Below are 22,669 nucleotides of genomic sequence, written 5' to 3' on the forward strand. Positions count from 1 at the left end.
TCGGACGGAGTGGGGTTGGCGTGTTGTAAGTTCCTGCTGAGGATTCCACCGGTTGGCGCCTACGACAAGGCACAACGCGCCTTACGAAAATTTCGGAGCCCAACCTACATGACCTCCTCCATTGAGGCCTCGACTGTTGCAGTCGACGACTTTGGCACCCCAGAAGCCTTCATGGCTGCGGTGGACGCCACCATCAAGTACTTCAACGACGGCGACATCGTGTCCGGCACCGTCGTCAAGGTCGACAGGGACGAAGTCCTGCTCGACATCGGTTACAAGACCGAAGGCGTCATCCCTTCCAAGGAACTCTCCATCAAGCACGACGTCGACCCCTTCGACGTGGTCAATGTCGGTGATGAGATCGAGGCCCTTGTCCAGCAGAAGGAGGACAAGGAGGGTCGTCTGATCCTGTCCAAGAAGCGGGCTCAGTACGAGCGCGCCTGGGGCACGATCGAGAAGATCAAGGAAGAGGACGGCGTGGTCTCCGGCCAGGTCATCGAGGTGGTCAAGGGCGGCCTCATCGTCGACATCGGCCTGCGCGGCTTCCTGCCCGCCTCGCTGGTGGAGATGCGTCGCGTCCGCGACCTCCAGCCTTACGTCGGCATGGAGCTCGAGGCCAAGATCATCGAGCTCGACAAGAACCGCAACAACGTGGTCCTGTCACGCCGCGCCTGGCTCGAGCAGACCCAGTCCGAGGTCCGCCAGACGTTCCTCACCCAGCTCCAGAAGGGCCAGATCCGCAAGGGTGTCGTGTCCTCGATCGTCAACTTCGGTGCATTCGTGGACCTGGGTGGCGTCGACGGTCTCGTACACGTCTCGGAGCTGTCCTGGAAGCACATCGACCACCCGAACGAGGTCGTCGAGGTCGGGATGCCCGTCACCGTCGAGGTGCTCGAGGTGGACATGGACCGCGAGCGCGTCTCCCTGTCCCTCAAGGCCACCCAGGAAGATCCGTGGCAGACCTTCGCACGTCTGCACCAGATCGGCCAGATCGTGCCCGGCAAGGTCACCAAGCTGGTTCCGTTCGGTGCGTTCGTGCGCGTCGGCGACGGCATCGAGGGCCTGGTCCACGTGTCCGAGCTGGCCGAGCGCCACGTCGAGATCCCGGAGCAGGTTGTTTCCGTGGGCGACGAGGTCATGGTCAAGGTCATCGACATCGATCTCGAGCGCCGTCGCGTCTCGCTGTCGCTCAAGCAGGCCAACGAGGGTGTCGACGTCGCAGCTGACGACTTCGACCCGTCGCTGTACGGCATGACCGCCAGCTACGACGACCAGGGCAACTACATCTACCCCGAGGGCTTCGATCCGGAGACCAACGAGTGGAAGGAAGGCTACGACGAGCAGCGCCAGGCGTGGGAGCGTCAGTACGCCGAGGCCCAGGCTCGTTGGGAGGCCCACAAGAAGCAGGTCGAGGACGCCGAGAGCGCAGAGCGCGACGCGGTCGTCACTGCCGGCACCGGCTTCTCCTCCGCCACCTCCGAGGACGAGGGCGAGGGTTCGCTCGCTTCCGACGAGGCACTGCAGGCCCTTCGCGAGAAGCTGACCGGCGGGAACTGATCCCACCGGCAGCCGAGCCGCACGACCGCCGCCCTCTCACCCACGAGGTGAGGGGGCGGCGGTCTGTTGTCTGCACACCTGGCCGCTACCCTTGCCGTCATGGTCCGAATCGCACTCACGGGCGGAATCGCCTCAGGCAAGACCCTCGTCTCGGCGGAACTGGCCGAGCTGGGGGCGGTCGTCATCGACTCCGACCTCCTGGCCCGCGAGGTGGTGGCACCGGGTACCGGTGGGCTGGCGAGGGTGGTCGAGCGGTTCGGCCCGGGTGCGCTGCGCGCGGACGGATCGCTGGACCGGGGGAGGCTGGGGGAGTTGGTCTTCGCCGACGACGCGGCTCGGGAAGACCTGAACGCGATCGTCCACCCGCTGGTCCGACGGCGTGCGGCCGAGCTGGAGGCGGCGGCGGCGGCCGGGTCGGTGGTCGTGCACGTCATCCCACTGCTGGTGGAGACCGACCAGCACCGGGACTTCGACGGTGTGGTGGTGGTGGACGCCCCCGCTGAGACCCAGGTCTCCAGGTTGATGCACCGCAATGACCTGACCACGCAGGAGGCCCGGGCGCGGCTGCGGGCGCAGGCTCCCAGGACCGACCGGCTGGAGGCCGCGGACTGGGTGGTGGACAACTCCGGCGACGTCGCCTCCACGATCAAACAGGTCCACGCCCTTTGGGACGGGCCCATCCGGGAGCTGCGCAGCCGGGAGGCGACACGCACCGGCGGTCCGGACCAACCGGGCAATTAGAAAGGCCCGCCTCGCGGCGGGCCTTTCGACTTGAATTGACGATGAACCTCAGAGGGCCCTTCGACCGGTGACGAGGTTGATGACCAGCACAATCGCGGCCACCACCAGTAGTAGATGGATCAGGTTGCCGCCGAACTGCGTGAGCAGGCCGATCAGCCACAGAACAACGATCACAACTAGGACGATCCACAGGATGCGTGCCATGAGAGGTTCCTTTCTGTCGCTTCCAAGAGGTTCAGCCTAGCGGGGATCGGTTGGCCGTGGGGCAGATGAGTGCGAAAGTCAGCCTCGTTCCGCGGCGGTCAACTCGCCCACCTGGAGGGTGCCTTCGTCGCCGCGCAACCCGACGGCGTAGCGGTACTGCGCCCGGACTGCCGGGTCACGCAGGTCGTCGTCGCCCATGGCAACCGCAGTGTGCACGCGGTGCCAGACGCCGTTGCGCTCCACGTATCCAGTCATCCAGTTCCCGGACAGGACGACGGCTATCCTGTCGCCCTTCTCGACGACGACAGGAACGTTGCCGTTGCCGCCGTTGGGTGTGAGCCGACCGTCGCTGACCGTGTCGAAGCCGATCCGGTTGTCCCCGTGTCCCACCCACATGACGGAGTAGTTCCTCGCGTCGCGGACGAATCCGACCATCAGGGTGTCCTGACGGCGCGAACCCTCCAACCACTTGTCGACGGAGGTGATCAGGACGGTGTCGCCGGGCGCCACGGGGACGTCCGAGACCACTGTGGAGTAGAAGGCCTCATCCGCGCTGACCTCGAGAACGCCGTCGCCGATGACCGGCTGCGGCGCCACTTCCCAGTCGCTGGTGTCCAGAGTGGTGTAGCGAGCGGAGCTGTCGGCGGCGAAGTCGTCGCTGAGGAGGACGTTGTCGAACCGCTGCGGTGAGAGTTCGTCGTCCAGGTAGGACATGTCTCCGATTGCGAAGTCGCGACCCCACTCCCACAGGTTGCCCCACTTCGTGCCTGTCTGGAGGTCGCCGTAGGTGGTGGCCACGAAGTAGACGGGGCGGTCGAGGGAGTCGAACGTCACCGCGGCGGGGCCGGTGGTCGATTCGGCGAGCACGTTCCAGGCGTACTGCGCCGGTCCGGTGGGCGTTGCCACCACCTGCATGCCGTTGTCGAACTTGGCGAAGATGAATGGCTCGTTCAAGTGATTCAGACCCAGTGACGGATCGTCCTCAGCCATGTGGTGGCCCACCTCTCCGCTCTCCCATGCGCCGTCGGCGGACCATGCGTGCACAAGGGTGTCGGCCCCGGTGAGGGTGACGACGTGCACGACACCGTCCTCCCCGACCGCGCTCGTCTGCTGTCCGTCGGCATCGGGCAGGACCTCGGTCCACGTGAGCGTGGAACCAGCCGCGGAGCCTGAGACCAGCGCCCCCGCCGCGTCGATGCCGATCAGGATGGCACCGTCGCCGGTGGCGACGAGGTCGGGTTCTGAGGCGAGCTTGCGGGGATCGGAGAGGACGCTCCAGCCGGCGTCCGATGCCACTGCGTAGGCGACGCCGTGCTTGGTGCGGCTGACGGCGTGCAGCACGCCGTCGACCTGTGCCGCGGCTGGCTCGCCGACGGCGTTCTGGGTGATTCGCCCAACCTTGCCCGTGGCCAGGTCGACCGCCTCAAGGCGGCCGTTGTTGTTCACCACGGCGGTCCCGGGTACTAGGGCGGGGTCTGCGTCCACCCTGACAGGGATGGTTGCGCCGTCGAACGTCTCGGAGTTCACCACGCGCTGCGTCGCGACGAACAGCCGGTCCGACGCGGTCCGTGCCGCCACCTGCAGCCGGCCGTCCGCAAGGGTTGTGACGGCGGGGTCCCCGGAGATGCCCTCGGACAGCAGCTGCTGGCTGAAGTGGGTGACGGTGGGCCGCGACTGCTTGCCGGTCCACAGGTTGCCCTCGGCGTCGCGGGCGAAGTAGACGACGGTTCCGTCTGCGTTCGTGGCCGCGGCCGGGTCGGGGAGGATGCTGTTGTGGGACTCGGCGTTCAGGCCCGGGGCCTCACCGATCACGGACAGCACCTCGGAGCGGAATCCGGTCCAGGTCTCGGCGAGCTTGGGTGATCCCCATGTGCTCTGCGCCAGAGCGGCCATGCTCGGGACGATGTTGTCCAGCACCTCCGCGTCGGACTCCATCGACGTGTAGATCCAGGCCAGCCAGACCGGGAGTCGGGCGCCCCTCACCGCGTCGGAGGGGACGGGGGTCTCCCAGTGGATGACGTCCACGTCGAAGTTCTCGTAGACATGGCGCGGGTCCAGGTTCCTTCGGGACTGGTCGTAGTAGAGGTGGTCGATGTGCGCGTTGATGAGCGGGTTGCCCCGCTCGGCGATGTCTGCGCCACTCAGCAGTCCGGGCAGGTCTGGGTGCTGGATCCAGTACTCGACGGTGACGTCCTCGTCGAGCTGGACGACGGCGGAGGTCCGGATCATGTCGTTCCACACGCGCATGGTCTTGCCATGGGACTTGACCAGCTCGTTGGCCCGGTTCTGGAAGTCGGCGAACAGGTCGGCGAAGGTGGCCTCGGGTCCGAACCGCTCCTTCGCGTAGGCATCGAGCTGCGGGTGGTTCTCGCCGGTGCCCGGCCAGCCCGGGAACTCGTCCGAGCCGAGGTGCCACTCGTCCCCGCTGAACAGGTCGACGTGGTCGGTGATCAGGCTGAGTGCCCAGTCCACGGCCTCCGGATTGGTCAGGTCAAGGGCTGTGGGGTTGAGCGAACCGTCCGCGTTCCTGAGCTGGTACTCAGGGCGCGAGGGCAGGAGTACGTGCATGTGCGAGGGCATGTTGATCTGCGGGACGACCTTGACGAAGTACTTCTGGCCGAGCGCGTCGATCGCCCTCATCTCGTCCTTGTCGAGGCCGACTCCGTCGAGGTACAGGTTGGTGTCGTTGAGTTTGAAGTAGCTCATGTGCTTGAAGAGGTTCTCCCACCACCCCATGGAGAAGTGTCGGGGTGTGTTGTCCACCAGGATCGAGCGGACCTCCTTGGTCGGCCAGTCCACGACGGTGCCCATGGGGATCCGGTCGTCCTGGTGGAGCAACTGCAGCACGGTCCGCGTGCCGTTGAAAACGCCGTGCGCGGTGGTTCCGGTGATCGTCAGGGCCTTGTCGATGTCCAGGCTGTATGACTCCGGGCCCTTGCCCTGGTCGCCCAGCCGCAGGGCGATGCTGCCCGGCTTGGGCTTGCCCTGCACCACCTTCGGCGTCCTGCCTGTCTGGTCGCCGATGTCCTCGGCGAGGGTTGCCGCGACCTTTGCCAGTTCCGGATCACCCCCCTCGAAGACGATCTCCCGGCCATGCCACTTGAAGTCCGGGCCGCCGGCGGGTTGCCATTCCTGGACGGCGGGGGCGGTGATGAGGGTGCCTTCCGGGGGCACCGCGGAAACTGGTGCGAGCGTCATCGTGAAGGCCAACGTCACTGCGGACAGCAGCGCCAGCGTGGTCCTGATGGGCCTCATGGTTCCTCCTGGGTGTGTGGGCATCCTTGCCCTTGTTGGAAGTGGGGGACGGGTGGGCACCGCCGTCGGCGGATGACCCGGGCTACTTTCCGGCTCCGAGCGTCATGCCCTCGACCAGCCGGCGGCCGAGGAACGCATACAGCAGGATCGTCGGGATCACCACGATGACGATCCCGGCGAACAGGCCGCCCCAGTCAGAGGTGTACTGCATGGTCCCGTAGAGACCCAGCAGCGCCTGGGGCAGCGTGTACTTCTCGTTGTCGGTCACGAACACGAGGGCCAGCAACGTCTCGTTCCACAGCCCCATGCCCGTGAGCAGCGCGGCGGTGACGAGTCCTGGCCGTGCAAGCGGGGCCATGATGGTGGTGAAGGTGGTCCAGGCGCTGGCACCGTCCAGCGCGGCTGCCTCCTCCAGTTCCGTGGGCAGGGAGCGGAAGAACCCCGTCAGCAGGAAGACGGCGAAAGGCAACGACGTGGCGACGTAGAGCAGGCCGAGGCTGAGTCGCTCGTCCCACCACCCGACCGTGTCGTACATGAACGAACTGATGGAGTTCATGGCCACCCACAGGGGCACGATCACGACCTGGACGGGGATGCCGAGGCCGATCGCGAAGAACGACGTGAGGGGACCGGCGGACGGCACCCGCGTGCGGGCCAGTACGTAGGCGGCCATCGCGGCGACCACCACGGTGATCGCGGTACACACGGCCACCAGGAGGATCGAGTTGATGAAGCCACGTCCGAGGTTGGAGACGGTCCACGCGTTGACGTAGTTCCCGAAGTCCAGGCTGTTGGGCAGCTCCAGCGGTTGGCTGAAGATCCGGGACCCGCCGCGGAAGGAGTTGAGCCCGACCCACAGGAGCATCCCGACGTTGAACACGCACCACAGGAGGATGCCGAGCTTCAGCAGTGCCCAGAGGAAGGCGCCGAGCGGCGACTTCGACCGGGTCGGCAGTGGGGTTGGGAGCGCGGCTGTCATCAGAACTCCAGCGATTCCCGCCGCATCAAGCGACGGACGGCAACGACGAACACGCTGATGAGCAGGACCATGACCACGGCCATCGCGCTGCCGAGACCCAGCGCGTACTGCGGGTTGCGCCCGCCCGTGGTGGCCAGGAACTGGGCGATGGTGAGGGTGCGGGCCTGTGGAGGTGGTGCGTCGCCATTGCCGGTGAAGCCGATGATGAACTCGAACACCTTGATGGCGTTGATGCACCACAGCACGGCGGAGATGGTGACGACGTCCCAGGTCAGGGGCAGGGTCACGTTGAAGAACGTGCTGATGCGGCCAGCGCCGTCCAGCTCGGCGGCCTCGTAGTAGTAGCGCGGGACACGACCGATGGCAGACATCATGAGCGTCAGGTAGTAGCCGACACTGACCCAGACCAGCCCGATCAGGATGACGCGGAAGATCAGGTCGGGGGTCAGCCATGCCTTCACCAGCTCGCCGAGACCGACGCTGCGCAGGCCGGCGTTGAACAGTCCGTTGGGCGACAGGAGCAGGCTGAGTGCGATGCCGACGGCGATCGGTGAGAGCAGGAACGGGAAGAACAGGATGGACAGTGCGGTGCGGCTCCACCGCACCTCCCTGAGCACGGACGCAAGCACGAACGTCAGCAGGAAGACGCCTGCGCCGCTGATGACCAGGATGGCCAGGGTGTTGAGGAAGGCCGTGCGGAACAGTTCGTCGCGCGTCAGGCGGGCGTAGTTCGCCAGCCCCACCCACACCGGCGCCTCCCCTCGACCCGACCACTCGGTGAAGCTGACGTAGACGCCGTAGAGGGCGGGAGCGACGAGCAGCCCCACGTAGATCAGTAGTGCGGGCGCGAGCAGCGGCCAGTACAGCTTCCGTCTGGCCACCTCCGCAGGGGAGACCTGCGGACGGCTCCGCCGCACGTCCTTCCGGGCCGAGGTGATCGGCTGGGCTTTCACTGGTCACTGCCTCCGGTGGATGAGATGGTCGCTGTGGCCTCGACGACCCGGTCGGAGCGTCGTCGAGGCCACACGGTCAGCCGTTCTTGTGGTATTCGACGGTCTTGTCGGCCAGTTCCTGGCGGAACGCGTCGCCCGTGAGGTTGCCGTCGAACAGCTTGCCGATGGCGGGCTGCCAGATGTCTGTGACCCACTTCGGCTCGGCCGTGCCGACACCGTCGGTGAAAAGCACGGTGGTCTTGGCGTTCCCGTACTCCTCGGCGAAGCCAGCGAGTTCGGCGGGGGGCTCGACGTCGGTGCGGGGCGTCAGGTTCTTGGCCTCGCTCGCGATTCTGGCGATGCGGTCCTTGTGCATGAAGTACGCGACGAACTGCTTGGCGGCAGCGGCCTGCCTCGCCTTCTCCGGAATCGCGAAGCCGATGGGCTGCGCCTCCACGAGGCCCTCTCCGAGGTTCTCGCCCACGGACGGGAAGGGGAAGGAACCGAACGCGATGCTCGAGGGATCACCCCCGGACTTCTCCAGCGAGCCCGAGGCCTCGCTCGGCAGCCAGGAACCCATGAGGATGAGATCGGTCTTCGAGGTCTGATCGGCCCAGCTGGCCTGTTGGGTCGGGAACTTGCTGCCGCGGAACCCCTCCGGGAAGTACCCACCCTGCACGAGCTTCTCCACGTTGTCGGTCGCCACCACCCAGGCCGGGTCACTGAACCTGGCACCGGTGGGGTCCTGGGCGGCGCCAGTCAGCGCGCCGGGGCCGCCCGCGCGGAGCACGCCCCACTCCACCCAGTAGGCGCAGTAGTCAGCGATGTCACCGTCGAGCGCCAGTGGGGTGCGGCCCGCTGCCTTCAGTTCATCCAGCGCTGCCATGAACTCTTCCCACGACTGTGGGGGAGCGTCCTCGAACTGGGGGGTCACATTGGCGTTGAACCACAGGGTGGCACCAATGACCTCGTAGGGCACGAGGAACGGCTCGCCGCCCTCCTTCAGCATCGAGGCCATCAGGGCCTCGGGCACGACGTCGGAGACCTTCTTGCCGTCCTCGCCCGGGATGTCCATGTCGTAGACGTCGGAGAGGTCCATCAGGTTGTCCACCCCGAGCCTCGAGATGAAGTCCGGCGAGCCGTTGTCGACGAGGTCAGGTGGGTTGCCGGCGTTCAACCTCGGCACGACCTGCGTGAGCACCTCGCGGCCGCTCCACTGCACCTCGACCTCGATGCCGGTCTCCTTGGTGAAGTTCTCGATCTCCGAGGCCAGCACCTTCTGCTGGTCCTCACCCTCGGTCCACATCGACCAGTACGTGAACTTGTCCCCGGCCGCCTGGCTGTCGCCGGGCGCATCCGGGTCAGTGTTCGAGCCGCACCCAACGACCGTGGCGCCGACGGCTGCCGCGGCCAGGGTGGTGAAGCCTCGCCTTGTGAGGTTCATGGTTTCCATCTCCTTCGGGTTCAGGACGGATCCAGTTCGTCCAGGGTTGGGCCGGCAGGCGGCGGTGCACTGCCGGGCTGGGTGTAGAAGTAGGCGACAGAGGCGATGTCGTCGCGGAGGGGGCGGTAGCGCTCCCTGCCGGGTTCGACGCTGCGGAATCCCAGTGCCTGCACGGTGGCGCGGATGCCGGTGCGAAAGCAGATGGGGTCCTTGAGGTGCCACCTGTAGAGGCCGAAGCGTTGTTGGTTGTCGTAGAAGCCGGAGGGCTCGATCACCTGCGGCATGCCGAGGTAGGCGGTGGTGTAGGGCGCGTACCGCCCGACCGGATCCTCGAACGCCCAGGCGCCGCCGAAGTAGTCCTCGGTGCCGGTGCCGTTGATGGTGGGGAACTCTTCGTCGTCGTCGAGGTGGAACTTCACTGCGCCCTCGCCCCACCAGCCGGGGTGGTGGGCCTCCCAGGCCAGGTACGTGCCGACGTAGTGGCCGCGCCCAGCCACACCGTCCAGGATGGTGTGCGGCTGGAGGTACTCAAGTGGATCACTGCGTCGCCATTGTGCGTGGAAGCGGAGGCAGTCCTCGGCGACTTCGGTCTCGGCCCAGGTGATCTGGTAGAAGCAGCCCTCGATGTCGTGGTCGCTGAGGTTGGTGACGCTGATGCAGGCGCGGGTCTCGAAGGGCATCTTCCAGTAGCAGTTGAGGCCGCCCGCGGGCGCCACCGTGACGGGCTCGGAGGAGACGGGGGCGTAGCGTCCCCAGCCTTGGCAGAAGAAGTCACCCAGGGGAACCTGGACCGCGGGGTAGTCGGCGTCGTCCCACTGAATGCTCAGCACGACGCGGCGCCAGTGCTGCGGGAGGGTTGTCATCCAGATGTGCTGGATGATGCCCGGCCCGGTGATGTCGGCCAGCATCCTCGTCTCCCCGGCGGCGAGGTCGATGCAGGGAGACTTCTTCCACCCGAGCGGCAGGTCCTGGCTGGCGTGGGCGGTGGAGTGCGAACCACGCTCCGCGCGGCCGCCATTGCCCGGTTCGCCGGTCGGGTTCTCGGCGGAGATGGAACGGGTACGGAAGGGGAGTGCCCTCGTCAGGTCCATGCTGGCTCCTCGCGTGCCGGAGCGGTCTCGTCGAGGACCATCCGGAAGTCGTAGTGGGGTGGTAGGGGATCGTGGGTCCCCATGAGGGTCTGGAACTCGTACCAGAGCCGGTCCAGGCCGAGGTCACCCTCGCGGAGATCGGGTAGCACCAGTGGTCGGTTCAGGAGCGCGGCGGCCCCCTCTCCGTCACCGGTCCGGACCAGCGCGACCGCCTCGAGATAGGCGATCCGCGGCGCCTCGCGGACCGTGGTCGGCAGTTGCGCGATGAGGTCGAGGGCGGGACCCGGGTTCCCGGTGTCCAACAGCGCGGTGACCGCTTCGACCGCGATCCTCGGGCGGGATGGGTCGAGCCGGTGCGCGGCCACGAGGCATGCGCAGGCATCCTCAGGAGAGTCCGCGGTGAGCCCGAGTGCCCGCCAGGCGTCCGGGGTCTGTCGGGTCGCGACGGAGGCGAGCCACAGCTCGCGTGCCCGCTCGGTGTCCCCGTGGGCGTGCTCGGCCATCCCGAGGAGGAGGTCGCGCAGCCAACCGGTCTCCGCCGCCACCAGCCGACGACGCCACGCGGCAGAGGTCATGGCGCTGGACTGCAGCGCCTCATCGAGCCGGCCCTCCGTGGCCAGTGCGAGCCACGCCTCCTGCTCCCGGGTCAGCCGAGTCGGGTCGTAGGGTGTGGCCGGATCGGGGTCGCGGTGACCTGCGGCGATCTCGAGCGCTCCCCACCCCTGGGCATCGGCGCCACCGCGCAGGTGGCGATGCTCCTGCCCTACCGGCAGCCGCTCCACCTCGGTGAGGTACTCGTGGGCGCTCGCGAGCCGGGTGGGGGAGACCGTGGCCCGCCGCGCCGCCGCGACGACGTCGGGCCAAGCACCCTCGGGCGCCTCGACCTGGATGGGGCCATAGCTCTCGGTGAAGCGCCAGGACTGGCCCGGGCCGAGGGCGAGGTGCTCGAGTTGGGTGGTTGCGAGGCCCGCCTGGATCTCGGCGTAGGCCGAACTTCCGGAGAGCCACCGCTGCCAGTTTCGGCCACCCGGGCCGTCGCCCCAGGTGAACATCTTTCGGCCTCGGAGTTCCCCGGTGGAGGCCTGTCCCAAGCCGTGGCCGTCAGCCCCGACAGCCGCGATCCACGGGTGCTCGCCGCGGGTGAGGTAGAAGTAGTCGGCGGAGCCGGGATGCAGCTGGGGCCACGTGACTTCCCGGCCTTCCCGCACCGGCACGCTCACTTCGTTGAGTCGGTAGGCGTAGCCGAAGTGGAAGGCTCGCTCGGCGTCCGCTATGACCCGGGTGCGCTCGTCCTGAGGGACTGCGATGTTGCTCCACCAGTAGATGGGTAGCGCCGCGTCGGTGGGGTTCTCGATGACCGCGTGGGTGAACAGGACCTCGGAGTCCTCTGGCAGCCATGCGTCGAGGCGCCAAGTGATGCCGAGCAGGCGTTCGTGGGCCCAGAGCCGCAGGACCCCACCGTCGACGACGCCCGCGCACACGGGCTCACAGGTGAGTCCCCAGTGTCCGGTGACTCCGAGGTTCCACTCCACTCCTCCGGCGAACCACGCGTTGCGGATCGCGAGGTTGGCGAACCGGACGGCGTCGGGTTGGTGCAGCAGCTCGCGACCGGTCCTCAGGTCGAGCAGGGACCAGAGCCGACCTCCGAGATCGGGCAGGAACGTCGCGCGTAGGCGACCGTTGTCCAGCACGGCCACCCGCTGTTCGGGCTGCTCGAGCTCGCGGCCGTAGCCGTCCTGGTAGGTGTAGGGCAGCGCCGTGGGGAGTCTTGGTAGGTGGCGATGGTCGATCCCGAGCAGCCTCGCCTCATCCGGGGTCGGCAGCCGCCCGCCACCGGAGTCGAGCACCAGCTCCCCGCCCCGACTGAGTTGGGGCATGGGGAGTCGGCGAGTAGTCAGATCGATCGTGGCCACGCTGCCTCCGATAGTTATTTTTCGGTCCATCCAAACGATTCTCGCCTATCATAGGCACAACAGCGGATCGTGCGGAACCCCCCAGCCAAAGTCGCTCGGCGGCGGCGTCGCGTACGACAGTAGGCTTGGTCAACAAGGCAATACCCGCCTGCTTGGTTGTCCGGTTCCCGACGGTGGGAATCGGCTTTGGTCCAGGGACCGGGTGCGAAGGAGAACGGGATGAAGCGCACGGCCGTCCGCGCGGACGCGAGTTCGGTGCGGCGCTGGAACGAGTTCGTCGTCGTCGACTCGCTCCGCACCCACGGCCCACAACGAATCTCCGAACTCGGCCGGACGACGGGCCTCACGCCAGCACCGCTGGGACACGTGATGCGCAGCCTCAAAGCAATGGGTTGGGTCGAGGTGAGTGAGCCCATGGTGTACGGGCCGGGCCGTCCTGCCCAGACCTATTCGCTGTCGCATCCTCCGGGCTGGATCCTCGGACTCGACGTGGGGGCCCATGCCACACGCGCGGTGCGCGTGGACCTTGCGGGTTCCGTCCACGCCAGGGCCGAGGTTCGCACGGCTCCGCAGGGGGATGGTGATCGACACCACCGAGCTGTGGAGAGGGTGTTGGGGGAGTGCGCGCCCCTGCCGGAATCGGGCGACGTCTGGCTCACGGTGCTCGCAGTCGGTGGACACCTGGATGCCGCCGGGAGAGTCGTTCGGTCAATCGCGGTCCCCGAGTGGGACGGACTTCATCCCCTCGAGATCTTCTCTGGACTGCTGCCCGGTCGGACTTCTGTGGTCAACGACGTCCGTGCCGCCACGTGGGCGGAGCACGTCGTCGGGGCGGCCCGCGGGTTCGACGAGGTGCTCGTCGCCCAACTCGGCCGGCGCCCGACGCTGGGCCTGTTGCTCGGCGGCGCGCCCCGCCCTGGTGCCCACGGCACAGCTGGTGACATGTCCCTGAACCCGTTCCTGCCAACCGAGGAGCACATGCGCTGGCTCGAGCCCTACGCGGGGTCGTCGGATCCGCTCGGCGATGCGGTCGCCGATGCCTTGGCCGGTAATGAGACCATCCTGGCAGCGGCGTGCCGTTACGTGGAGTCCGTGACGCCCTCGCTGGCGCTTGCGGCCTCAGTGGTCGATCCCGCCGTGTTCATCGTGGCCGGCGCCCTCTCGCCACTGTCGGAGCATTACCTGGGTGACCTGCGCCAGCGACTGGGGGACCACTTGCTCCAGCCTCCCGAGGTGGTGACGTCGCCCCTCGACCAGTTCGCGACGGCACTCGGGGCAGCACTGATCGGACTGCAGAAGGTGGTGGACACGCTGGCCTCACCGACGCAGGGTGTGGCTCCGTTCACCCCGGAGGAGTTCGCTGGCAGCGAGCTGGTGTGACACTCCGGCCGATCACCCACCCATGCAGACTGGGCGCGCCTACTTGTTTGCCTCGATCATCTGGCGCAGCTCCTTCTTGAGGTCCGAGACCTCGTCGCGGATCTGTGCCGCGGCCTCGAACTGCAGCGCGGCGGCTGCCTGGTGCATCTGGCTGGTGAGGTCCTCGATCAGGTCGCTGAGCTCGGTCGTGGCCATCGTGGAGGGGTCCAGACCGCCGTTGCGCTTGCGGCCCTTGCGCACTTTCTCCCCGGCCGCCAGCAACTGCTCGGTGTCCGCGTCCTCCCGGTCCAGCATGGCGGTGATGTCCGCGATCCGCTTCCGCAGCGGCTGCGGGTCGATGCCGTGCTCCAGGTTGTAGGCCACCTGGATCTCGCGACGTCGGTTGGTCTCGTCGATCGCGGCCGCCATCGAGGGGGTGATCCTGTCGGCGTACATGTGGACCTGGCCGGCGACGTTTCGTGCGGCACGGCCGATGGTCTGGATGAGGGAGCGCTCGGAGCGCAGGAAGCCCTCCTTGTCGGCATCCAGGATGCCGACAAGGGAGACCTCGGGCAGGTCCAGGCCCTCGCGCAGGAGGTTGATGCCCACGAGGACGTCGTACTCGCCCAGGCGCAACTCGCGCAGGAGCTCGATGCGCCGCAGGGTGTCCACCTCCGAGTGCAGGTACCGGGTGCGGATGCCGTTGTCCATCAGGTAGTCGGTCAGGTCCTCCGACATCTTCTTGGTCAACGTGGTGACCAGCACGCGCTCGTTGCGACCCACCCGGATCTTGATCTCCGACATGAGGTCATCGATCTGGCCCTTCGTGGGCTTCAGGACGATCTCCGGGTCGACCAGGCCGGTGGGGCGGATGATCTGCTGCACGAACCCGTCGGAGCGTTCCATCTCGTACGGGCCTGGCGTGGCCGAGAGGTAGACGGTCTGGCCGATCCGGTCGACGAACTCGTCGAAGCGCAGCGGACGGTTGTCCATGGCGCTGGGCAGGCGGAAGCCGTGCTCGACCAGCGTCCGCTTCCGGGAGGCGTCGCCCTCGTACATGCCGCCGATCTGGGGGATGGTGACGTGGGACTCGTCGACGACCAGCAGGAAGTCCTCCGGGAAGTAGTCCAGCAGGCACGACGGCGCGGAGCCGGGTGCCCGGCCGTCGATGTGGCGGGAGTAGTTCTCGATGCCGGAGCAGGTACCGATCTGCCTCATCATCTCGATGTCGTAGCTGGTGCGCATCCGCAGCCGCTGCGCCTCGAGCAGCCTGCCCTGCTCCTCAAGGTCCTGCAGCCGCTCCGCGAGCTCCTTCTCTATGCCGCCGATGGCGCGCTCCATCCGTTCCGAGCCGGCGGAGTAATGGGTGGCCGGGAAGATGTAGGTCTCCTGCTCCTCGTGGATGACCTCCCCTGTGAGGGAGTTCATGGTGGAGATGCGCTCGATCTCGTCGCCGAAGAACTCGATCCGGACGGCGTTCTCCTCATACATCGGGAACACCTCGAGCGTGTCCCCACGGACCCGGAAGGTGCCGCGCGTGCCTGCGAGGTCGTTGCGGGCGTACTGGATGTCGACGAGGTGGCGCAGCAGTTGCGAGCGCTCGTGCTCCTCGCCGACGCGCAGCGTCACCCGCTGCTCCAGGTACTCCTGCGGGGTACCGAGCCCGTAGATGGCCGAGACCGTGGCCACCACCACGACGTCGCGTCTGGTGAGCAGCGAACTGGTGGCCGAGTGCCGGAGCCGCTCCACCTCCTCGTTGAGGGAGGAGTCCTTCTCGATGTAGGTGTCGGTCTGCGGGACGTAGGCCTCGGGCTGGTAGTAGTCGTAGTAGGAGACGAAGTACTCCACGGCGTTGTCCGGGAAGAACTCCCGCAGCTCGTTGGCGAACTGGGCCGCGAGGGTCTTGTTGGGCTGCATCACCAGGATGGGCCGCTGCACCCGTTCCGCGAGCCACGCCACCGTCGCGGTCTTGCCGGTGCCGGTGGCGCCCAGGAGCACCACGTCCTGCTCGCCCGCCACGATCCGCTTCTCGAGCTCAGCGATGGCCGCAGGCTGGTCCCCGGAGGGGTCGAAGTCCGCATGCACCTTGAGGGGTGCCACCTGGCGGCGGAGTTCGTCGACTGGTCTCATGCCTCCAACTCTATGCGCGGGCACTGACAGGGGCGGGATCCATGATGGGATCCCGCCCCTGACAAGGCGTTGCGCGAGTTCCTGCCTCAGGTGGCCGGATCCGCCAGACAGTAGGTGCGGGCAGGCTCGGTGAAGGAGTATGGCTGCTCCTCGGCGGCGCACGTGGCGTCGGCCGAGTCCTCGACGGTGCTCACCTTGAACGATGCGGTGGCGTCGGAGCAATCGACGATGCCGAACGTCATGATGTCGCTGGTCTCGGAGTAGCAGTTGCCCGCGTGGAAGTTCTCGATGAGGCAGGTCACCTTGTCCGTGGTGGAGCTGCCGCCGCTCTCCGTGCCCACGGTGTACTCGACGAACTCGTCACCGCAGGTGCCCGAGCCCTCGATCACCTTGGCCACGAGGTAGGAGAACGTGGTGGAGTCCTCGCAGTCGACCAGGTCGTGGTCCGCGTCGTCGCTCTCACCGGAGAACACCAGGCAGTTGCCGGCCACGAGGGCGGCGTCCTTCTGGTAGTTGGTCCACAGTCCCCATCCGACCACGGCCACGAGCACGACGGCCACGACGATGCCGATGATGCTCTTGACCTTCTGGGCACCCGACTTCTTCTCCGGGAAGGCCTCGGGTCCGCCGGGCGCGCCGAAGGCCGCCTGCTGCTCGAACGACTGGGGCTGCTCGTAGCCGTCCTGCGGGTACTGCTGGTCGTAGCTGCCCTGCGGGGGCTGGCCCGGGGCGCCCTGCGGCTGCTGCCCGTAGCCGCCCTGCTGGGGCTGCTGGCCGTGGCCGGGATTCGGGGTGCCCTGGGGCTGCGGTGTGCCCTGGGGCTGGGGTCCGGACCAGTCGTTCGGGCCGGCGGAACCGGGCTGGTTGGGCGGCTGCGTCATCTTGCGTACTCCATCTGAAGATTTGGTTGGCCACAGCAGGCTACCGGAGACCGGTGGCAACGCCGTTGGTCAGCCGACCCGCTTCAGTGGGACCGCGCCTCCGACGCGCGGGGTCACGACGTCGCGCGCGAGCCAGACCACCAGGTCCGCCGCGGGCCCCGTGACCCGAGGGGCCTCGCCCTCTCCGCCGAACTGGGCGTCGAACCCTTCGTGGCTGACGACGCGGACCCTCGGGAGCGCCGCCGTGTCCATCCGCGACACCTGGAAGGCCAGCAGGTCGTTGGCGACGGTCGGCTCGAGCGTGATGTCGTCGACGTCGGGCGACAGGTCGAAGTAGTGCAGCGTCACCTCGTGCAACCGGACCAGCGGGATCAGGTGCGCGGGCACCTCCTGCTCCGACTTCAGCCGGACCGTCGCGTCGCCCGGGGCGAACTCGGACATCGCGTGGTGGAGCGTGCCGGCGGAGGTGTCGAGGGCGATCTGGAGGGCGAGGCCGTCGTCCAGGGCGCCGAGTTCCAGGTCATGGGCCTCCTCGTCCGCCGAGCCGGGGGAGAGTGCGACGTCCGCGACGCCGTCGGCGAGCGCCTCGCAGGCGGCCACCAGGTTGCGGGCATTGGCCACGAGGTGGGCCGCGACGTGCGAGCGCGTCCAGCCCGGCAGCCGCGAGGGCTGGGCCCAGTCCTCCTCGGAGTAGCCGATGGTGCGCCCGAGCAGGAGGTGCGTCTGTTCGCGCACCGCGTGGAGAACATTCTCGTCGGGGGCGCCGTCTCCATCGATCCGTGGGCTCGGCATGGGCGACACACTAGCAACTACTCCAGAGCGCGCAATGGTCGAACACCAAACTCCGAGGGCGCTCCAGCGACACTACTGAACTGGTGTTCGAATCTTCTTGCGCGAGTGCGTATGATGAGCCGAGTGAATGAACGGCTGACAGTCCGCGGTGCCCGGATGCACAACCTCAAGAACGTCTCCCTCGACATCCCGAGGGACTCCCTCGTCGTCTTCACCGGACTCAGCGGGTCCGGCAAGTCCTCGCTGGCCTTCGACACCATCTTCGCCGAGGGGCAGCGCCGCTACGTCGAGTCCCTGTCCTCCTACGCCCGACAGTTCCTCGGGCAGATGGACAAGCCCGACTGCGACTTCATCGAGGGGCTCTCCCCGGCGGTCTCGATCGACCAGAAGTCCACCAGCCGAAACCCCCGCTCGACCGTCGGCACCGTCACCGAGGTGTACGACTACCTGCGCCTGCTCTATGCCCGCATCGGCATCCCGCACTGCCTCGAGTGCGGCGAGCCGATCGGCAAGCAGTCGCCCCAGCAGATCGTCGACCGTCTGCTCGCCATGGGGGAGGGCACCCGGTTCCAGGTGCTCGCGCCGGTCATCCGCGGCCGAAAGGGCGAGTACCAGGAGCTCTTCCGGCAGCTCAGCTCCGACGGCTTCAGCCGGGTCCGGGTGGACGGCAAGGTGCACCCGCTGGCCGACGTGCCCGCACTCAACAAGAAGATCAAGCACGACATCGACGTGATCGTCGACCGGGTGGTCGTCAAGCCCACCGCCAAGCAGCGCATCACCGAGTCGGTCGAGGCCGCCCTCGGCCTCGCCAACGGGATCGTCGGCGTGGAGTTCGTGGACCTGGCCGAGGACCACCCGGAGCGTGAGAAGCGGTTCTCCGAGGCCATGGGCTGCCCCAACGACCACGACGTCGCGATCGAGGAGCTGGAGCCCCGCCAGTTCTCCTTCAACGGGCCCTGGGGTGCGTGCCCGGCCTGCTCCGGACTCGGCACCACCCTGGAGGTGGACCCCGAACTGGTGGTCCCCGACGTCACCCTCACCCTCGCCGAGGGCGCCATCGCGCCCTGGGCCACCGCGCACCTGCGAGGCCACTACGAGCACGTCCTCGACTCCCTCGCCGCGGAGCACGGTTTCAGCGTGCACACGCCGTGGGAGGAACTGCCCGCCAAGCACATCAAGCTGCTCCTCAACGGCGTCAAGGACCCGGTGCTGGTGAGCTACCGCAACCGCTTCGGGCGGACCCGGAGCTACACCCAGAAGTACGAGGGCATCCTGCCGTTCGTCCGCCGCCGCCACGGGGAGGCCGAGACCGACTCCGCGCGTGATCGCTGGGGCGGCTACATGCGCGAGATCGCCTGCTCCACCTGCGGCGGGGCCCGGCTGCGCCCGGCGACGCTGGCCGTGACGGTCGCCGGCACCAACATCGCAGAACTCTCGGACATGTCCATCGGGGAGGCGAACGACTTCCTCACGGGGCTGAGCCTCAGCGAGCGGGAGGCGCAGATCGCCGCCCGGGTGGTCAAGGAGATCCAGGCCAGGCTCCGGTTCCTGCTGGACGTGGGGCTCGACTACCTGACGCTGTCGCGGGGGGCGGGCACCCTCTCCGGCGGCGAGGCCCAGCGCATCCGGCTGGCCACCCAGATCGGTTCGGGGCTCGTCGGCGTCCTCTACGTCCTGGACGAGCCCAGCATCGGCCTGCACCAGCGCGACAACCTGCGCCTGATCCAGACCCTCCAGCGCCTGCGTGACCTCGGCAACACGCTCATCGTGGTGGAGCACGACGAGGACACCGTCCGCGCCGCGGACCACGTCGTCGACATCGGGCCCGGCGCCGGCGAGTACGGCGGCCGGATCGTCGTCGAGGGCACCGTCGAGGACCTCCTGGCGAGCGAGGAGTCCCTCACGGGCGGCTACCTCGCCGGTCGGCTGAGCATCCCGGTGCCGGAGGTGCGCCGTCCCGGCAACGGCAACCACGTGTCCGTGATCGGCGCCCGCGAGCACAACCTGAAGAACATCGACGTGAAGTTCCCGCTCGGCACCCTGACGGCCGTCACGGGAGTGAGCGGATCCGGGAAGTCCTCCCTGGTGAATTCCATCCTCTACACGGCCGCGGCCCGACAGATCTACTCCGCCAAGGCGGTCCCCGGGAGGCACCGCTCGCTGAAGGGGCTGGACCACCTGGACAAGGTGATCCAAGTGGACCAGTCACCCATCGGGCGCACCCCGCGCTCCAACCCGGCCACCTACACGGGCGTGTTCGACAAGATCCGCACGCTGTTCTCCCAGACCCCCGAGGCCAAGGTCCGTGGCTACCTGCCCGGCCGGTTCTCGTTCAACGTCAAGGGCGGACGCTGCGAGAACTGCTCGGGTGACGGCACCATCAAGATCGAGATGAACTTCCTGCCCGACGTCTACGTGCCGTGCGAGGTCTGCCACGGCGCCCGCTACAACCGCGAGACCCTTGAGGTGCACTACAAGGGCAAGTCGATCTCCGAGGTGCTCGACATGTCCATCAGCGAGGGGGTCGAGTTCTTCGCCTCCATCCAGTCCATCGCCAGGCACCTGCGCACGCTCAACGAGGTGGGGCTGGGCTACGTCCGCCTGGGGCAGGCGGCCACCACGCTCTCCGGCGGCGAGGCGCAGCGGGTGAAGCTGGCTGCGGAACTGCAGAAGCGATCGACCGGGCGCACGCTCTACGTGCTGGACGAGCCCACCACCGGTCTGCACTTCGAGGACATCAGGAAGCTGCTGCTGGTGCTGCAGAAGCTCGTGGACACCGGCAACACCGTCGTCGTGATCGAGCACAACCTGGACGTCATCAAGTCCGCGGACCACGTCATCGACATGGGCCCCGACGGCGGCTCGCGCGGTGGCGAGGTGGTGGCCACGGGCACGCCCGAGGACATCGCCGGGGCCGAGGGCTCGGCGACCGGCGAGTTCCTCCGGCAGTTGCTCTCCCGGTGAGCAGGCCTCAGGTGCTCACGACGAGGACGTCACCGGTGTCCTGGACGGCGGTCCCGGGCAGCGGCTGGGTGGCCGGCCCCTCGATGGGCGAGCCGTCGGAGGAGTCGAAGAGGGAACCGTGGCAGGCGCAGTAGATGCCGTCGTCGCGGACCTCCCTGACGACGCAGTGCTGGTGGGTGCACACCGCCGAGTAGGCGAGGAACGTGCCCTCCTCGGGCTGCACCACGACCACGCGGGCGTCGGCGAGCACGACGCCACCGCCCACCGGCACGTCGGACTTGGGGACCTCGACGGTGCCACCCGTCGGCACCACCTCGGTCTCCGGGCTGCAGGCGGCCAGCAGCGAAGTGGCGATTGCGGCGCCGGTGATCAGGACCTCGCGTCGGGTGGTCATGGCAGGAAGCATAGGTGCACACCCGGGGCAGTCACTGGCGCGACCTATCATCGTCGGCATGGCTGACCCGTCGACGTACCGCCCGCGACCCGGTTCCATCCCGCTGGATCCGGGCGTCTACCGGTTCTTCGACGCATTCGGCAACGTGATCTACGTCGGCAAGGCGAAGAACCTGCGGCAGCGGCTCAACTCCTACTTCGCGGACCCGGCCTCGCTGCACTTCCGCACCCAGACCATGGTCCGAACGGCGGCCCGGGTCGAGTGGACGGTCGTGGCCAACGAGCTGGAGGCGCTGCAGCTCGAGTACACCTGGATCCAGGAGTTCGACCCCAGGTTCAACGTCAAGTACCGCGACGACAAGTCCTACCCCTGGCTGGCGGTCACCGTCTCCGACGAGTACCCCCGCGTCTTCGTGGGCCGCGGCGCCAAGCGGCGTGGGACCCGCTACTTCGGCCCGTTCGGGCAGGCCTGGGCCATCCGCGAGACCCTCGACCTGCTGCTGCGCGTGTTCCCGATGCGTTCGTGCACGCCAGGGGTGTTCAGGAACGCCCGCGCCGCGGGCCGGCCGTGTCTGCTCGGCGACATCGGCAAGTGCGCGGCACCCTGCGTCGGGAGGGTGAGCGCCGAGGAGCACCGGGAGATCGTCGACCAGTTCTGCTCGTTCATGGCCGGCAACACCTCGGGCATCATCGGCGAGATCGAGCGCGAGATGTACCAGGCCTCGGCCGACCTGAACTTCGAGCGCGCCGCCTACCTGCGTGACTCGCTCAACGCCCTCAACAAGGCCAAGGAGCGCAACACGGTCGTCCTCAGCGAGTCGACCCGCGCCGACATCGTCGGGTTCGCCGACGACGGCCAGCAGGTGGCGGTGCAGGTGTTCCACGTCCACGGCGGCAGGATCACCGGTGAGCGCGGCTGGGTCGCCGACCGCTCCGACGACCTGGACCTCACCGAACTGCTCGAGCCCTTCCTGCTGCAGCTCTACGACGAGGTGGGGGTGGAGATCCCACCGCAGATCCTCAGTTCGGTCGAGGCTGACCCGACGCTGGTGGAGCTGCTCGGCACGCGGCGCGGCGGCAACGTCGAGATCAGGGTGCCGCTGCGGGGCAACAAGCGGGTGCTGCTGGACACCGTCGTGAAGAACGCCGAACTCGCGCTGAAGCAACACCAGACCAGGCGCGCCACCGACCTGACGACCCGCAACGCCGCCCTCGAGGAGGTGGCGGAGGCGCTGCGGCTGGAGGAGCCGCCGCTGCGGATCGAGTGCTACGACATCTCGCACACCATGGGTACCGAGGTGGTGGGCTCGATGGTGGTGTTCGAGGACGGCCTGGCCAAGAAGTCCGAGTACCGCCGATTCATCATCAAGAGCTTTGAGGGCTCCAACGACATCGCGGCCATGGACGAGGTGCTGCGCCGCCGCCTGGGGCGGCTGCTCGACGAGCGGGGGAAGTCCCGGTCCGCGGCCGACGACGGCGACGGCCCCCTGCTGGTGGACCCGACCACCGGTGCGCCGCGGAAGTTCGCCTACGCCCCGGCGCTGATCGTCGTCGACGGTGGCCTGCCCCAGGTGAACGCCGCCGCGGCGGTGCTGGAGGATCTGGGGCTCGCGGACGAGATCGCGCTGTGCGGGTTGGCGAAGCGGCTCGAGGAGGTCTGGGTGCCGGGGGAGGAGTACCCGGTGATCCTGCCTCGGGCCAGCGAGGGGCTCTACCTCCTGCAGCGGCTCCGCGACGAGGCCCACCGCTTCGCCATCACCCACCACCGCTCCCGCCGCGCCAAGAACATGGTGTCCTCCCTGCTGGACGGCATCCCCGGCCTCGGGGAACTGCGGCGCAAGGCGCTGCTCACCTACTTCGGCAGCCTCCGCAAGCTGCGGGCGGCCACCGTCGAGGAGATCGCCCAGGTGCCCGGGTTCGGCCCCACCCTTGCGGCCGCGGTGCACGAGGCCGTGAAGGACTCCGGTGGTGAGGCGATCAACCTCACCACCGGAGAGGTCACCGACGTGTGACGCCACCCCGTGCCGGCATACC

General features: G+C 67.9%; 16 protein-coding genes. 5 read left to right on the top strand and 11 right to left on the bottom strand.

What is annotated here, in order from left to right; genetic code table 11:
* Positions 1-108 precede the first annotated feature (108 nt).
* Together rpsA and coaE are read left to right on the top strand one after the other, a co-directional pair.
* Positions 109-1,557, top strand: coding sequence for a 30S ribosomal protein S1 (gene rpsA / locus FOJ82_RS07315; RefSeq protein WP_143937799.1), 1,449 nt, complete (start codon positions 109-111; stop codon positions 1,555-1,557).
* 99 nt (positions 1,558-1,656) lie between these two features.
* Entirely contained in the window at positions 1,657-2,298 is a 642-nt protein-coding gene (gene coaE, locus FOJ82_RS07320) for a dephospho-CoA kinase (RefSeq protein ID WP_143937800.1), read from the top strand.
* A 48-nt stretch (positions 2,299-2,346) separates the two neighbouring features.
* Here the strand turns inward: coaE and FOJ82_RS07325 are convergent, their stop codons facing one another.
* The 7 genes from FOJ82_RS07325 to FOJ82_RS07355 all read right to left on the bottom strand — a co-directional run bounded on the left by FOJ82_RS07325 (position 2,347) and on the right by FOJ82_RS07355 (position 12,080).
* Positions 2,347-2,502 (bottom strand): lmo0937 family membrane protein, encoded by a 156-nt coding sequence (locus tag FOJ82_RS07325; RefSeq protein WP_143937801.1) that lies wholly within the window; start codon positions 2,500-2,502, stop codon positions 2,347-2,349.
* Positions 2,503-2,580: 78 nt separating this feature from the next.
* Positions 2,581-5,757 carry a family 20 glycosylhydrolase gene (locus FOJ82_RS07330; protein ID WP_185975669.1) on the bottom strand — a complete coding sequence of 1,059 codons (3,177 nt, stop codon included), beginning with the start codon at positions 5,755-5,757 and terminating at the stop codon, positions 2,581-2,583.
* 82 nt (positions 5,758-5,839) lie between these two features.
* Positions 5,840-6,736 carry a carbohydrate ABC transporter permease gene (locus tag FOJ82_RS07335; RefSeq protein WP_143937803.1) on the bottom strand — a complete coding sequence of 299 codons (897 nt, stop codon included), beginning with the start codon at positions 6,734-6,736 and terminating at the stop codon, positions 5,840-5,842.
* A complete protein-coding gene (locus FOJ82_RS07340; protein ID WP_143937804.1) occupies positions 6,736-7,689 on the bottom strand; it encodes a carbohydrate ABC transporter permease in 954 nt (317 codons plus the stop codon). Before FOJ82_RS07340 ends, FOJ82_RS07335 begins: the two co-directional genes overlap by 1 nt.
* Positions 7,690-7,765: 76 nt before the next feature.
* On the bottom strand, positions 7,766-9,112 hold the full coding sequence (locus FOJ82_RS07345) for an ABC transporter substrate-binding protein (RefSeq protein WP_185975670.1): 1,347 nt from the start codon (positions 9,110-9,112) through the stop codon (positions 7,766-7,768).
* 20 nt (positions 9,113-9,132) lie between these two features.
* Entirely contained in the window at positions 9,133-10,203 is a 1,071-nt protein-coding gene (locus FOJ82_RS07350; RefSeq protein WP_143937806.1) for a glycoside hydrolase family 172 protein, read from the bottom strand.
* Positions 10,194-12,080 (bottom strand): DUF5107 domain-containing protein, encoded by a 1,887-nt coding sequence (locus tag FOJ82_RS07355; protein ID WP_185975671.1) that lies wholly within the window; start codon positions 12,078-12,080, stop codon positions 10,194-10,196. The genes FOJ82_RS07350 and FOJ82_RS07355 overlap by 10 nt, the downstream gene beginning before the upstream one ends.
* 255 nt (positions 12,081-12,335) lie before the next feature.
* Between FOJ82_RS07355 and FOJ82_RS07360 the strand changes: the two genes are divergently transcribed.
* Positions 12,336-13,496 carry an ROK family transcriptional regulator gene (locus FOJ82_RS07360; RefSeq protein WP_143937808.1) on the top strand — a complete coding sequence of 387 codons (1,161 nt, stop codon included), beginning with the start codon at positions 12,336-12,338 and terminating at the stop codon, positions 13,494-13,496.
* A 39-nt stretch (positions 13,497-13,535) separates the two neighbouring features.
* Here FOJ82_RS07360 and uvrB read toward each other — a convergent pair whose 3' ends face one another.
* From uvrB to FOJ82_RS07375, 3 genes are all read right to left on the bottom strand, one after another.
* Positions 13,536-15,605 (bottom strand): excinuclease ABC subunit UvrB, encoded by a 2,070-nt coding sequence (gene uvrB / locus FOJ82_RS07365; protein ID WP_143937809.1) that lies wholly within the window; start codon positions 15,603-15,605, stop codon positions 13,536-13,538.
* Between the two features lie 86 nt (positions 15,606-15,691).
* Positions 15,692-16,486, bottom strand: a complete 795-nt coding sequence (locus FOJ82_RS07370) for an LppU/SCO3897 family protein (protein WP_143937810.1) — start codon at positions 16,484-16,486, stop codon at positions 15,692-15,694.
* A 69-nt stretch (positions 16,487-16,555) separates the two neighbouring features.
* On the bottom strand, positions 16,556-17,278 hold the full coding sequence (locus tag FOJ82_RS07375; RefSeq protein ID WP_143937811.1) for a maleylpyruvate isomerase family mycothiol-dependent enzyme: 723 nt from the start codon (positions 17,276-17,278) through the stop codon (positions 16,556-16,558).
* Positions 17,279-17,401: 123 nt separating this feature from the next.
* Between FOJ82_RS07375 and uvrA the strand changes: the two genes are divergently transcribed.
* Positions 17,402-20,242: an excinuclease ABC subunit UvrA gene (uvrA, locus tag FOJ82_RS07380; RefSeq protein WP_425472488.1), complete on the top strand. Its 2,841-nt coding sequence runs from the start codon at positions 17,402-17,404 to the stop codon at positions 20,240-20,242.
* A 7-nt stretch (positions 20,243-20,249) separates the two neighbouring features.
* On the opposite strand, the gene FOJ82_RS07385 is transcribed toward uvrA, so the two are convergent.
* On the bottom strand, positions 20,250-20,636 hold the full coding sequence (locus FOJ82_RS07385) for a QcrA and Rieske domain-containing protein (protein WP_246099790.1): 387 nt from the start codon (positions 20,634-20,636) through the stop codon (positions 20,250-20,252).
* 58 nt (positions 20,637-20,694) lie between these two features.
* Between FOJ82_RS07385 and uvrC the strand changes: the two genes are divergently transcribed.
* The gene (gene uvrC, locus FOJ82_RS07390; RefSeq protein WP_143937814.1) at positions 20,695-22,647 is read left to right on the top strand and encodes an excinuclease ABC subunit UvrC; all 1,953 of its coding nucleotides are present in this window, start codon (positions 20,695-20,697) and stop codon (positions 22,645-22,647) included.
* Positions 22,648-22,669 lie beyond the last annotated feature (22 nt).

The sequence above is a fragment of the Tessaracoccus rhinocerotis genome (assembly GCF_007197885.1).
GTDB lineage: Bacteria > Actinomycetota > Actinomycetes > Propionibacteriales > Propionibacteriaceae > Arachnia > Arachnia rhinocerotis.

Bases quoted from the DNA above. Each gene is read 5' to 3' on its own strand.
- rpsA (WP_143937799.1), top strand. From the start codon at position 109: ATGACCTCCTCCATTGAGGCCTCGACTGTTGCAGTCGACGACTTTGGC.
- coaE (WP_143937800.1), top strand. From the start codon at position 1,657: ATGGTCCGAATCGCACTCACGGGCGGAATCGCCTCAGGCAAGACCCTC.
- FOJ82_RS07325 (WP_143937801.1), bottom strand. From the start codon at position 2,502: ATGGCACGCATCCTGTGGATCGTCCTAGTTGTGATCGTTGTTCTGTGG.
- FOJ82_RS07330 (WP_185975669.1), bottom strand. From the start codon at position 5,757: ATGAGGCCCATCAGGACCACGCTGGCGCTGCTGTCCGCAGTGACGTTG.
- FOJ82_RS07335 (WP_143937803.1), bottom strand. From the start codon at position 6,736: ATGACAGCCGCGCTCCCAACCCCACTGCCGACCCGGTCGAAGTCGCCG.
- FOJ82_RS07345 (WP_185975670.1), bottom strand. From the start codon at position 9,112: ATGAACCTCACAAGGCGAGGCTTCACCACCCTGGCCGCGGCAGCCGTC.
- FOJ82_RS07350 (WP_143937806.1), bottom strand. From the start codon at position 10,203: ATGGACCTGACGAGGGCACTCCCCTTCCGTACCCGTTCCATCTCCGCC.
- FOJ82_RS07355 (WP_185975671.1), bottom strand. From the start codon at position 12,080: ATGCCCCAACTCAGTCGGGGCGGGGAGCTGGTGCTCGACTCCGGTGGC.
- FOJ82_RS07360 (WP_143937808.1), top strand. From the start codon at position 12,336: ATGAAGCGCACGGCCGTCCGCGCGGACGCGAGTTCGGTGCGGCGCTGG.
- uvrB (WP_143937809.1), bottom strand. From the start codon at position 15,605: ATGAGACCAGTCGACGAACTCCGCCGCCAGGTGGCACCCCTCAAGGTG.
- FOJ82_RS07370 (WP_143937810.1), bottom strand. From the start codon at position 16,486: ATGACGCAGCCGCCCAACCAGCCCGGTTCCGCCGGCCCGAACGACTGG.
- FOJ82_RS07375 (WP_143937811.1), bottom strand. From the start codon at position 17,278: ATGCCGAGCCCACGGATCGATGGAGACGGCGCCCCCGACGAGAATGTT.
- FOJ82_RS07385 (WP_246099790.1), bottom strand. From the start codon at position 20,636: ATGACCACCCGACGCGAGGTCCTGATCACCGGCGCCGCAATCGCCACT.
- uvrC (WP_143937814.1), top strand. From the start codon at position 20,695: ATGGCTGACCCGTCGACGTACCGCCCGCGACCCGGTTCCATCCCGCTG.